We start from the raw sequence: 12,858 nt of genomic DNA on the forward strand, positions 1-12,858 counted from the left end.
ATCTCATGCAAACCCGCGTCTTTACTTGGTAGGCCCCCCGAGAGTCGAACTCGGCACCAACGGATTATGAGTCCGCTGCTCTAACCAGGCATGAGCTAGAGGCCCAGGAAAACTTACTGCCCTTCCAGGAAGCTCTTCAGCTTGTCTGCACGGCTGGGGTGACGCAGCTTGCGCAGCGCTTTAGCCTCTATTTGGCGGATGCGCTCGCGTGTGACGTCGAACTGCTTGCCCACTTCTTCCAGGGTCTGGTCGGTGCTCATTTCGATGCCGAAACGCATGCGCAGGACCTTGGCTTCACGCGGGGTGAGAGAGTCTAGCACTTCCTTGACCACATCGCGCATGGAGCCATGCAATGCGGCGTCCGAAGGCGCCAGGGTGGACGTGTCTTCGATGAAATCGCCCAGGTGCGAATCGTCGTCGTCACCGATCGGCGTTTCCATGGAGATCGGTTCCTTGGCGATCTTCAGGATCTTGCGGATCTTGTCCTCGGGCATGTCCATCTTCTGCGCCAGGGTCGCGGGATCCGGCTCAGCGCCAGTTTCCTGCAGGATCTGGCGGCTGATGCGGTTCATCTTGTTGATCGTTTCGATCATGTGAACCGGGATACGGATGGTGCGAGCCTGGTCGGCGATGGAACGCGTGATGGCTTGACGGATCCACCACGTTGCGTAGGTCGAGAACTTGTAGCCGCGACGGTATTCGAACTTGTCGACGGCCTTCATCAGGCCGATGTTGCCTTCCTGGATCAGGTCCAGGAACTGCAGGCCGCGGTTCGTGTACTTCTTGGCGATGGAGATCACGAGGCGCAGGTTGGCTTCGGTCATTTCGCGCTTGGCCTTGCGGGCCTTGGCTTCGCCAGTGGCCATGCGCTTGTTGACGTCCTTCAGGTCCTTCAGCGGCAGCACGACGCGCGTTTGCAGGTCGATGAGCTTTTGCTGCAGTTCCTGCACTGCGGGGATCTGGCGCTCGAGCGTTTCGGCGTACGGATGGCCGGCGGCCACTTCGTCGACGACCCACTGCAGATTGGTCTCGTTGCCCGGGAACACCTTGATGAAGTGCAGGCGCGGCATGCCGGCCCGGTCCACACACGTGTGCAGGACAGCGCGCTCGAGTTGGCGGACTTCTTCAACCTGGTTGCGCAGCGTGTCGGCCAGCTTTTCAACCATCTTGGCGGTAAAGCGGATGCCCATCAGTTCATTCTGGATGGATTCCTGGGCGCGCACGTAGATGTCCGACTTGTAGCCGTCTTTCTCGTACGACAGGCGCATCTTGTCGAATTGCTTGCCGACTTCGTCGAACTTGGCCAGGGCCTTCACGCGCAAGTCTTCCAGCTGCTTGCTGGACATGCCGCCCGCGGGGCCGTCGTCGCTTTCGTCTTCGTCGGCGGTGACGCCGGCGCCGGCGTATTCTTCGCCGTCTTCCGGATCCACCAAGCCGTCCACGACCTCGTCGATCTGGGCCTGGCCTTCACGCACGCGCAAGATATGGGCCAGGATTTCGTTGATGGTGGTCGGGCACGCCGAAATGGCCATGACCATGTGCTTCAGGCCGTCTTCGATGCGCTTGGCGATCTCGATTTCGCCTTCGCGGGTCAGCAGCTCGACCGAGCCCATTTCGCGCATGTACATGCGGACGGGATCGGTGGTGCGGCCGAAATCGGAATCGACGGTGGTCAGCGCAGCTTCGGCTTCGTCTTCGACGTCGTCGTCGTTGGACGCGACCGGCGCGTTTTCGCTCATCAGCAGAGTTTCTGCGTCGGGCGCCTGGTCGTAGACCGCGATACCCATGTCGCTGAAGGTGCTGATGATGCCGTCGATGGCTTCGGCGTCGACCAGATCGTCGGGCAGATGATCGTTGATTTCGCCATACGTCAGATAGCCGCGGTCCTTGCCCAGCTTGATCAGCTGCTTCAGGCGGTTGCGGCGAGCTTCGTATTCTTCGGGCGTGACAGGACCGCGGGCGATCAGATCCTTGGGATCCGCCTTGCCGCGCTTGCCGCCGCGCTTGGGCGGCTTCAGGTCCGGCAGGACCTCGCCTTCACCGTCCATCGAGTCGTCGAAGCCGTCGGAGTCGTTGTTGGCGTTCTTGGCGGGGCGGCCGGGGCGGCGTCCGCTCGGGACGGGACGTGCGCTGCCAACCAGGTCGGCGAGTTTGTCTTCGGCCTTCTTGGCGCGGGCCTTCGTCACCTTTTCAGGCTTGTCCGCGGCAGCAGCCGTCTTGGCCACTTTTTTGGCGGCCGTCTTGGCAGCGGGCTTGGCGACCTTCACCGCCGTCTTGGCGGGCGCTTTTTCCGCAGCCATGCTGACGACGCGCTTGGGCGCGTCAGCCTTGGTTTCAGCCGCATCAATTGCAGAGGAGGATTTGCCGGTGGATTTGGTCATAGTCGCTTCCGTGGTCGTCGCAACCCGTTTGGGCATGTTGCACCGCATGACGCCCCGCTGGACGAAGGCCCAGCGCAACGTGGAATACGGGTAAATCTGGTGAATCGGCGGAGTTCACGCGGCTGCGTTGTTCGCAGCGCCAGCTCTTGCGAGCCCGCTTGGCGTCGTCCCGGTGCAGTACCGTTTTGGCGCCTGACGTGCATGACCTCATTCATCGACGGGTTCCGGACATCGGGGGGGGCTGCCTGCCTATAAATAGGCTTTGCTTGCTTACCGGGCCATTGCCCCAAGCAGCTACGTGTACACAGCACCCGACCACTAACGCCACGCGGAAACTACCGCCGCTGAACTGCCTGATTCACCGCTCAGCTATATTAATTAACTATGTAACAAAATTGACGCACGCGTCCCGTCTTTTTGAAGCCGTTGCGATAAAGGGCCACCTTCTGGCCCTGTCCCTGTTCGGCGCGACTGCCTTAAAGCCGTCGCTCGGGGTACTTCGGGCGTACAAACCGCCCTCGTCAAAATGGCACAATAACTATTAGATTCCAGCATCCGGAATAGATTCCGCAGATTGGATTCCGCGGAAATAAAGTCCGATCACCACACTACATATTTTCAACACTCTGCATCGCTGTGTCGGAAATCGCACCAATCAAGCATACATTGGGCAACTCCCGGCATCCATCACGCAACAATCGGCGCCGCTGCTGTGCTACACGCCCATATCGGGTTTGTGGCGGCAAAATTCAAGGCCCCGCATGAGCGGAAAACCTTTGATTTTAACGCATTTAGCGTATGCCGGCACCTTTCAATATGGTCATCCGACTAGATAACTCGAGATAGCGCTTGCGCGCCTCCTCTGACGCCAAGCCGGCAGCAGCCAGCTTGGTCATCTCGGATTTCGCGGAATCGAATTCGATGCGGCGCAACGCGTCGTCCCATTCCGTCTGGGGATCTGGCAGATCTTCTTGCGACAGAATGTCGGCCCGAAGGCCCTTGAGTACGGTCGCCAGGTCGGAATCCGGCTCCGCGGCTTCCAGCAGCGCGCCAACGTGACGGGCGCCACTGGCCTGGGCCAGCATGATCAGATCCCTTACAAGACCTAGATGGGGGCCATGGTCGATGACTTCAAGCTGCTGGTCTCCCATGGAGTCCACCAGCTCGGGGTGCGCCAGCAACAGCCCAAGCAGCCGTTTCGCCAGCGATGGCATGGTCCGGCGCCCTTCGAAGCCGCCCACATCGTTGTCGCGACGACCCTTCCAGTTGCCCTTGCCTCCCTTCCAGTCACCCTTCCCTTTCCAGTCGCCCTTCCCCTTCCAATCGCTCTTGCCTTTCCATTGCGGCTTGCCGTCCTGCTGCCAGCCGCCCTCGAGGCCTGCGGGCTCGTCGCCTTGCGAGGCAAACTGGCCGTAGTCGATGAACTCCGAGTCATCCGCCGGAATGTCGTGGAATTCGTGGCCGCCGTCATAGCCCATGTCCGGCGGACCGCCATCGGAGCCGGACGCCGAGCCCGCGGGAGCCCCCGAGTTACCCATGCCGGGCGCCGGCCGGGGACCGGCGGCAAATGGCTTGGCCGGCTGTTGCGCCAGCACCTGGGCCATTTCCTCGGGGGTCAACTGCACCAACTTGGCCATTTCCCGCTCGATCTGCACGCGTAGCGCGCATTCGGGAATTGCCGCCAGAAGCGGCTTGGCCTCGTGCAGGCAACTGGCGCGGCCCTCGGCCTCGTTCATGTTGTGGCGCGAAGCAAGTTCGTCCAACAGGAAACGGGACAACGCCACCGCTTCGCCCAGGCAGGCCCGGAACGCCTCGGATCCCAGCTCGCGCACATACGAATCGGGGTCGTGCTCGGACGGCAGGAACAGGAAGCGAATTGCGATGTCGTCCCTGAGCACCGGCAGACACGCCTGCAAGGCGCGCCACGCCGCTCGCCGCCCGGCGCCATCGCCATCAAAGCTGAAGATGACTTTGTCGCTTGCGCGCAAAAGCTTCTTTACGTGGTCCGGCGTGGTAGCGGTACCGAGCGTCGCAACGGCGTTCGCGATTCCCTGCTGCGCCAGCCCGACCACATCCATGTAGCCTTCGACGACAATGATCTGACCTTCCTGGCGGATGGCTTGCCGGGCCTCCCAAAGGCCGTAGAGCTCCTGCCCTTTGGAGAACAGGGGCGTCTCGGGGGAGTTCAGGTACTTGGGTTCGCCCTTGCCGATGATGCGGCCGCCGAATCCGATGAGACTGCCTCGCGCGTTGCGAATCGGAAACATGATCCGTTCGCGGAAGCGGTCGTAGCGCCGGCCATCTTCGGACTCGATGACCAGCCCGGACTCCACCAGGGTGGGATCTTCGTAATTGGGGAACACCTGGGTGAGGCCGTGCCGATCCGTACCAGACCACCCCAGGCCGAAGTGCGCCGCGATCTCACCCGTGAGGCCGCGCTGCTTCAGGTAGCGGACGGCTGCGGGCGACGCACGCAATTGCTTGAGGTAGTGCGCCTGTGCGGCGTCCAGCACTTGCGTGTGACGGGATTCCTCGGCCTTGCGGCGCGCGGATTCCTGCTGCTGGCGAGGACTGCGGTTTTCTTCGGGGACCGTCATTCCCGCCGAAGCCGCGAGCGTACGCACGGCTTCGGGGAAACTGGTGCCCGTGTGTTCCATCAGAAAGGTGATGGCGCTGCCATGTGCTCCACAGCCGAAACAGTGATAGAACTGTTTGGTGGGGCTGACAGTGAACGAGGGACTTTTTTCGTTATGAAAGGGGCACAGGCCAAGCAAGTTGGCCCCACCCTTTCGCAACTGCACATATCGCCCGACTACATCGACGACGTCGACTCGGGCGAGTAGATCCTGGATGAATGATTCTGGAATCAATAGATTCGGGAATCAAAAATCAATACAGGCGCGGGGGCAGTTGTTGGCTACGGATGCGCTTGTAGTGACGCTTCACGGCGGCGGCATGCTTGCGCTTGCGCTCGGCGGTGGGCTTCTCGTAGAACTCGCGCGAGCGCAGTTCGGTGAGCAAACCGGTCTTTTCGATGGTGCGCTTGAAGCGGCGCAGAGCGGCTTCAAACGGTTCGTTTTCCTTCAGTCGAACGATAGGCATAAAGTAATTGGCCTGCTTGTAGGGTAACAAAAGTTGATGACAAACCTGGCTTGCTTTTCCAGCAACGCTGCGCGGATCCAGGTACGCGAAGACGGCCTCAGGCGATAAGACTGCGAACCACCAATAGGCAAGTACCGCGAACTAGGAACCTTGTAAGCGCAACCCGGGCATGCGTGCGCCCAGGTTTGAGCTGGCTGTTTCCGTTACCCAAAGACTACCCAGAGAGTAACAAGCCAAGTTCGGTTTAGCGATAACCAGCGATTCTAGCATGGTCATGGCCATTTTGACTACCGAAAGGGCATCCCGACCATCGGCGACCGCCCTTCCAGTCAGCGCCTCAGCTTTGGGAGCCCTTGCGGATCCAGGCTTCCAGCTGATGAGGACGCAAGCTGTCGTAATCTTCGAACGGCTGGTGAATCCACGGGTTGGTCGGCAGCTTCTCGACATAGTAGTCGGGCGTTGCCAGGGAATGACCCTTCCACCACAGCACAGCGCTACGCAATTCGGTGATGTCGGCGAACTGGCTCTTCAAGTGGTCGAACACCTTGTTGAAGGTCTTGCCGGTATCCACCATGTCGTCCACCAGCAACACCCGGCCGGACAAGGTTCCGCGGGTAATGGTGATGAACTGGGCGATATCCATGTCGCCCTGCTTCGTGCCCGCCGCCTCGCGATAGCTGCTGGTGGCAAGAATGCCCAGCGGCACGTCAAAAATACGGGACATGACGTCGCCCACGCGCATACCGCCGCGCGCCAGGCAAAGAATCTTGTCAAATTTCCAGCCCGATTGGTGCACCTGCAAAGTAAGGCGCTCGATCAAGCGGTTGTAATCGTCCCACGTTACCCATAGATGGCTATCGTCACTGGTCGGCGTGCTCATAGGCAAGCATCTCCTGCACAAAAATACGAAAAGGCCGCCGCCGGTATGACCGGCGGCGGCCTTGGGGATAATAACCCGATGTCAGCCCTTCAGGGGATGACGCAAAACAATGGTCTCGTTGCGATCCGGACCGGTGGACACCAGGTCGATCGGAACACCGCACACTTCAGCCACGCGCTCCAGGTAACGGCGAGCCGCTTCGGGGAGCTTGTCGTATTCGGTGATACCGACAGTCGATTCGCTCCAGCCGGGCAGTTCTTCGAGCACCGGTTGGGCCTGGGCCACGGCGTGCGCACCGTACGGCAGGACATCGCGGAATTCACCGTTGACGCGGTAACCGACGCCCAGCTGGATGGTTTCCAGGCCGTCAAGCACGTCCAGCTTGGTGATGCACAGGCCGGAAATGCCGTTCAGGCGGACGGAGCGCTTCAGCGCGGCGCCGTCGAACCAGCCGCAGCGACGCGGACGGCCCGTGACGGAGCCAAATTCCTTGCCGATGGTAGCCAGGCGGGTGCCGATTTCGTCGACCAGTTCCGTCGGGAACGGGCCCGAACCGACGCGGGTGGTGTAGGCCTTGGTGATGCCCAGGACGTAGTCCAGTTGCTGCGGACCAACGCCCGCGCCAGCCGACGCCGCACCGGCAACGCAGTTGCTGCTGGTGACGAAGGGGTACGTGCCGTGGTCGACGTCGAGCAGCGCCCCCTGCGCACCTTCGAACAGCAGGCGCTTGCCTTCCTGTTGCATGGCGTACAGGTTGCTGGACACGTCCTTGACCATCGGCGCGATGGCCGGAGCAAGCGCCATGGCCTGGTCACGCACTTCGTTGGCGGACACGGCTTCGGCGCCGAGGTACTTGGTCAGCACGAAGTTGTGATAATCCAGCACTTCGGCGAGCTTTTCGTCGAAGAGCGCGGGATTGAAGAGGTCTTGCACGCGCAGGGCGCGGCGGGCGACCTTGTCTTCGTACGCCGGACCAATGCCGCGACCGGTGGTGCCGATCTTGCCTTCGCCCTTGCGCGCTTCGCGCGCTTTGTCGATGGCAACGTGGTAAGGGAGGATCAGCGGGCAGATCTCGGAGATCTGCAGGCGCGAACGCACGTCCAGACCCGCAGCCTCAAGCTCTTCGATTTCCTTGAGCAGGGCCTCGGGGGACAGCACAACGCCATTGCCGATGAAGCAGGTGACGCCGGGATGCATGATGCCGGACGGGATCAGGCGAAGAATGGTCTTCTTGCCATTGATCCACAGCGTATGGCCGGCGTTGTGACCGCCCTGGAAGCGGACCACGCCCTGGACGGATTCCGCCAGCCAGTCGACGATCTTGCCCTTGCCCTCGTCACCCCATTGGGTGCCGATTACGACTACGTTCTTGCTCATGTTACGAATCAATATCGAGTTTCTCGGGAAATCCGGAAATCTCCCCGCGGCCCCCTCGTTTCCGAGGGGGAGTTAGTCACAGCGTTCTGACCGTCCAGACGCCATCCTGCAGCGCCAGCTCGCGATCGCAAACGAATTCGTCCTGATCCTGCTCGTGACCGGGCAATACCTGAACGACAATTTCCCCCGACCGGCGAAGGCGGCGAACCGCCTCGGTCAGGGCGGGGGCCTGCCCCCAGGGCGCACGAACCGCGCGCGCCCGTTCCGCCGGCGGCAAACCCGCCGCCAGCTTGCGTAAATCAAGACTGAAGCCCGTGGCGGGACGCGCCCGCCCGAATGCACGGCTGACGTCGTCGTAGCGACCGCCGCTGACCAGCGCATCGTGCCAACCTTCGGCGTACAGGGCGAACTTGACGCCAGAATGGTAGGCATAGCCGCCGACGTCCGCCAAGTCCACGCTGAACGACACATTCGGCATCGCGTCGACCACGGCCTGCAGCGCATCCAGCGCCTCGGCCACACCGGGCAGCGAGGGCAGATCGCGACGCGCGGTCTTCAGCACTTCCGGACCGCCGTACAAGGTAGGCAGCAACTGCAATGCCTTCAGCGTGTCAGGGCGGATGCCAGGCGCACGCGTCGCCAGTTCGCCCAAGCCAGGCACATCCTTGTCGCGCATCAGGCGGATGGCGTCCTGCGACAGTTCTGCCGCTGCCGGATCCGATTTCAGGATGGCGCGAAGCACTCCTGGATGGCACAAGTCCAGGCGAGGATTGCGCACGCCGGCAATTGCGACGGTTTCCAGCACAAGCTGGATGATTTCAAGGTCGGCCTCGAAGCCCGCGTGCCCGTAGATTTCAGCGCCGATCTGCAGCAGTTCGCGGCTGGACAGCAAGTCCGACGGACGGGCATGCAGTACGTTGCCGCAATAGCACAGGCGGGTAACGCCCGCGCGGTTCAACAAGTGAGCGTCGATGCGCGTGACCTGGGGAGTCATGTCTGCTCGCACGCCCAGCGTGCGGCCCGAAAGCTGGTCGACCAGCTTGCAGGTGCGCAGATCCAGATCGGTGCCAGTGCCCGACAGCAGAGAATCGATGTACTCGACAAGGGGCGGCGCGACAAGCTCGAACCCGTATGTGCGATACAAGTCGAGAAGTTCGCGGCGCAATTCCTCGATGCGCCGGGCCTCTGCCGGAAGTACGTCGGCAAGGCTCTCGGGCAGCAACCAGTTACCCATGAATGTTTACCTGAATAACGCCAAGTGATGCGTGGGCGTCGCCCAAACGAAAAAGCGGCTGAGGGGGCGTAAGCCCGCTCAGCCGCTGCGGAATGTTTTCTAGCTTACGCGGTATTGTACATGGTTCGAGCATCCGCGCCACCCGCGGAAAAGGCGTCGCACGGACCCGTCCCTCATACCCGCGGAAAACCGCCCCGCCCCGCCAGAAATGAAAAAGCCCCTTGAGTACCAAGAGGCTTTTCCTGACTACCAACCTAGCCGAATCACTTGGCCGGCACGGTGACGGGAGCCAATGCGGCGCCGGCCGGGTCCTTCATGAACTGGAAGAAACTGGAGCTGGGGTCCACCACCAGGACATCGCCCGGCTTGGAGAACGAAGCACGGTAGGCTTCCAGGCTCTTGTAGTACGTGTAGAAGTCCGGGTTCTTGCCATAGGCCTGGGCATAGATGGCCGCCGCGGCAGCATCGCCCTCACCCATGATGCCCTGCGCCTTCGCATACGCCTGGGCCACGATGACTTCGCGCTGGCGGTCCGCTTCGGCGCGGATTTTTTCGCCTTCGGCGGCACCGATGGAACGCAGCTCGTTGGCGACGCGAGTACGTTCTGCCTCCATGCGGCGATACACCGACTCCGAAATTTCCGGCGCAAATTCGATCCGGCGCAGGCGCACGTCGACGATCTGCACGCCCAGCGGTTCGGCGCGCTTGGCGACGTTCGTCAGGATTTCCGCCATGATCTTGTCGCGTTCGGTCGACACCACGTCGCGCACCGTGCGCACGTTGACCGACGCGTTCAGCGCGTCGCGGATCTGGGCTTGCAGACGCTCTTGCGCCGCACGCTCATTGCCACCGAACGTCACGTAGAACAGTCGGGGATCCGCGATACGCCATTTGACGTACGAGTCGATCAGCAGGTTCTTCTTTTCGGAAGTCTGGATGCGCTCGGCTTCGTTGGTTTCGATGGTCAAGATGCGCTTGTCGAGCGTGACCACGTTCTGGAAAGGCGGCGGAACCTTGAAATACAGACCGGGCTCGCTGATGACCCGGCGAACTTCACCCAGGGAGAACACCAGCGCGTAGTCGCGCTCGCGCACGACGAAAACGCTGGAAGAAAGGAGGGCCAGCACGATAAGCAGGCCGACCAGGATAGGCATAAGACGATTCATGATCAGGACTCCTCCGGGTTAGCGCGACATACGGTCGCGAGGCAGCGTGTTGCTATTGCTGCTGCCGGAAGGCTGCGGCGCCGGCGCGGCGGTGCCGCGTGGAGGCTGCTGGACGGGCGGGTTGACCAGGGTCGGCGAACCGGAGCCGCCGATGTTGGACTTGCCCGCATCCTGGGCTGCCAAGTGCATGATCTTGTCCAGGGGCAAATACAACATGTTGTTGTTGCTCTTGGTGTCGACCATGACCTTGCTGGCGCGCGTGAAGATGTCCTGCATGCTTTCCAGGTACATACGTTGGCGCATGACCAGCGGAGACTTCTCGTATTCGCCGAGAATGCTGGTGAAGCGCGACGTATTACCCTGGGCATCGCCGACGACCTTGGCCTTGTAGCCTTCGGCCTGCTCCGTCATGCGCGACGCCTGGCCACTGGCCAGCGGCACGACCTGGTTGGCGTACGCCTGGCCTTCGTTGATCTGGCGCTCGCGGTCCTGTCCTGCCTTGACGGCGTCGTCGAACGCGGCCTGAACCTGTTCCGGCGGCTGCACGTTCTGGATGGCGACCGTGCTGACCTGCACGCCCGTCTGGTAACGATCCAGGATCTGCTGCATCAGCGCCTGCACTTGCGAGGCGACCGTCGTACGGCCTTCGTAGAGCACGAAGTCCATCGACTGTTTGCCCACGACTTCGCGCATGGCGGTCTCGGACGCCTGGCGGACGGATTCGTCAGGGTCGCGCGTCATGAAGAGGTAGTCGGGCGCGCCGTCGGCGCGCAGGCGATATTGCACGACGAACTGCATATCGACGATGTTCTCGTCCGTCGTGAGCATCAGCGCTTCAGGCAGCACCTTGTTGCGCGCGCCGCCACGGAAACCGACTTCGAACGTGCGAAGCTGCGACACGTTCACCATCTCGTGGTTCTGGATGGGATACGGCAAGCGCCATTGGAAACCGGCCTGCGACGTGCTCTTGTATTTGCCGAACTGGGTCACGACCGCGACCTGGCCTTCTTGCACGATGTAGAAGCCGCTGGCCAGCCAGATGCCGACCGCGACCAGGGCGATGACGCCCAGGCCGATGCGCGTTCCACGCGGAGAAGGCGGCGTCATACCGCCGCGGTTGTTGGGTCGGTTATTACCGCCCCCGCCCTTGCGTCCGAACAGGGAACCGATGCGATTATTGAAATCGCGCCAGACCTCGTCCAGATCAGGAGGGCCGTCTCCATTGCCTTGGGGCCGCTTCGGCGGCGGCTCGGAGCCGTTGTTGTTTCCACGACCCCAGCCGGGGTCATTCAGATTGAAGAGTTTGATAATTCGCGGCATTGTTTCCCACAATCTGTCCGGTCTCCGCAATTGCCCCGCGCAACGCATCCAAACCGGCGCGCTCGGTGGCGCTTACAAATACTCGCGCAATCGTACCATGTGCATCGCGCTCCACCCGCGGTTCCAATCCCGCCCGGTCGATCTTGTTGTATACCAGAATGGTGGGAATCGCGGCAGCGCCGATTTCGGCGAGGACCTTGTTGACCTCGAATATCTGCTCATCCCGTTGGGGGCTGGAGGCGTCCACCACATGGAGGAGCAGGTCCGCGTGCACCGTTTCTTCCAGGGTGGCCCGGAAAGCGGCGATCAGGCCGTGAGGCAGGTCGCGAATGAAGCCTACCGTATCGGAAACGACAACCGAACCCGCCCCTTCCACCCAGATGCGCCGCGTGGTGGTATCCAGGGTGGCAAACAACTGGTCGGCGGCGTAGGCGTCGGCCCGCGTCAGGGCGTTGAACAAGGTGGATTTTCCGGCGTTGGTGTAGCCCACCAGCGACACTGACAGCGCGCCGCCGCGCGCGCGGGCGCGCCGCTGAGTGACGCGCTGGCGCTCGACCTTATCCAGGCGCTCGCGCAGGGTCTTGACCTTGGCGCCGATCATGCGGCGGTCCATTTCGAGCTGGGATTCACCCGGCCCGCGCATCCCGATGCCGCCCCGCTGTCGTTCAAGGTGGCTCCACAAACGCGTCAGGCGGGTGGCCAAATGCTGTAGCTGGGCAAGTTCCACCTGGAGCTTCCCCTCGTGACTCTTTGCGCGCAGGGCAAAGATGTCCAGGATGAGCGCGACACGGTCGACCACGCGCAGGTTGAAGGCGCGTTCGAGGTTGCGCTGCTGGGCGGGTGACAACGGTTGGTCGAAGAGAACGATATCGGCAAGCAGGGCCTGCGCCATCGCGACGCCTTCGTCGGCCTTGCCCGAGCCGATGAAGAATTTGGCGTCGGGGCGATCGCGCCGGGCGGTAAGGGTGCCGACGATTTCGGCGCCCGCGCCCTTGGCCAGCATGGCGAATTCCTCGGCATGGGCCGTGAAGTCTGGGTCACCCAGGTCCACACTGATGATCAGAGCGCGCATACATGCACCATATTGGAGCCAAAGCGAAAATGCCCGCCGACGTCATCCGTCCGGCGGGCAATAAAAGGTAAAGCTGGAGCGAGATTACTCAGCAGGGACTTCCACTTGAAAATTCACGGCACGCGCGGGAACGACGGTGGAAATGGCGTGCTTGTAGACCATTTGCGTGACGGTATTTCGCAGCAACACCACGTACTGGTCGAAGGATTCGATTTGCCCTTGAAGCTTGATGCCGTTCACGAGGTAGATCGACACGGGCACATGATCCTTGCGCAGCGTGTTGAGGAACGGATCTTGCAGAGTTTGCCCTTTATTGCTCATTGGCC

10 protein-coding genes and 1 tRNA gene are annotated in these 12,858 nt (G+C 61.8%); all 11 read right to left on the reverse strand.

Features of this window, described 5'->3' with window-relative positions; all coding sequences use genetic code 11:
• Nucleotides 1-26: 26 nt before the first annotated feature.
• The 11 genes from RT614_RS21395 to hfq all read right to left on the reverse strand — a co-directional run bounded on the left by RT614_RS21395 (nt 27) and on the right by hfq (nt 12,853).
• A tRNA-Ile gene (locus RT614_RS21395) sits at nt 27-105 on the reverse strand.
• Nucleotides 106-113: 8 nt separating this feature from the next.
• Entirely contained in the window at nt 114-2,381 is a 2,268-nt protein-coding gene (gene rpoD / locus RT614_RS21400) for an RNA polymerase sigma factor RpoD (RefSeq protein ID WP_313624134.1), read from the reverse strand.
• Between the two features lie 791 nt (nt 2,382-3,172).
• On the reverse strand, nt 3,173-5,251 hold the full coding sequence (dnaG, locus tag RT614_RS21405) for a DNA primase (protein WP_313624135.1): 2,079 nt from the start codon (nt 5,249-5,251) through the stop codon (nt 3,173-3,175).
• A 19-nt stretch (nt 5,252-5,270) separates the two neighbouring features.
• Nucleotides 5,271-5,483: a 30S ribosomal protein S21 gene (rpsU, locus tag RT614_RS21410; RefSeq protein WP_006218592.1), complete on the reverse strand. Its 213-nt coding sequence runs from the start codon at nt 5,481-5,483 to the stop codon at nt 5,271-5,273.
• A 337-nt stretch (nt 5,484-5,820) separates the two neighbouring features.
• Complete coding sequence (locus RT614_RS21415) at nt 5,821-6,363, reverse strand: phosphoribosyltransferase (protein ID WP_056315724.1); 543 nt, start codon at nt 6,361-6,363, stop codon at nt 5,821-5,823.
• A gap of 81 nt (nt 6,364-6,444) precedes the next feature.
• On the reverse strand, nt 6,445-7,740 hold the full coding sequence (locus RT614_RS21420) for an adenylosuccinate synthase (protein WP_313624136.1): 1,296 nt from the start codon (nt 7,738-7,740) through the stop codon (nt 6,445-6,447).
• A 76-nt stretch (nt 7,741-7,816) separates the two neighbouring features.
• A complete protein-coding gene (locus RT614_RS21425) occupies nt 7,817-8,974 on the reverse strand; it encodes an ATP phosphoribosyltransferase regulatory subunit (protein ID WP_313624137.1) in 1,158 nt (385 codons plus the stop codon).
• 263 nt (nt 8,975-9,237) lie between these two features.
• Nucleotides 9,238-10,140 carry a protease modulator HflC gene (gene hflC / locus RT614_RS21430; protein WP_313624138.1) on the reverse strand — a complete coding sequence of 301 codons (903 nt, stop codon included), beginning with the start codon at nt 10,138-10,140 and terminating at the stop codon, nt 9,238-9,240.
• 18 nt (nt 10,141-10,158) lie between these two features.
• Nucleotides 10,159-11,460 carry an FtsH protease activity modulator HflK gene (gene hflK / locus RT614_RS21435; RefSeq protein ID WP_313624139.1) on the reverse strand — a complete coding sequence of 434 codons (1,302 nt, stop codon included), beginning with the start codon at nt 11,458-11,460 and terminating at the stop codon, nt 10,159-10,161.
• Nucleotides 11,426-12,532 carry a GTPase HflX gene (gene hflX / locus RT614_RS21440; RefSeq protein WP_313624140.1) on the reverse strand — a complete coding sequence of 369 codons (1,107 nt, stop codon included), beginning with the start codon at nt 12,530-12,532 and terminating at the stop codon, nt 11,426-11,428. Before hflX ends, hflK begins: the two co-directional genes overlap by 35 nt.
• Before the next feature lie 84 nt (nt 12,533-12,616).
• Nucleotides 12,617-12,853 carry an RNA chaperone Hfq gene (gene hfq, locus RT614_RS21445; protein WP_006218585.1) on the reverse strand — a complete coding sequence of 79 codons (237 nt, stop codon included), beginning with the start codon at nt 12,851-12,853 and terminating at the stop codon, nt 12,617-12,619.
• Nucleotides 12,854-12,858 lie beyond the last annotated feature (5 nt).

This window comes from Achromobacter sp. (genome assembly GCF_032102605.1).
Classification (GTDB): Bacteria; Pseudomonadota; Gammaproteobacteria; order Burkholderiales; family Burkholderiaceae_B; genus Achromobacter.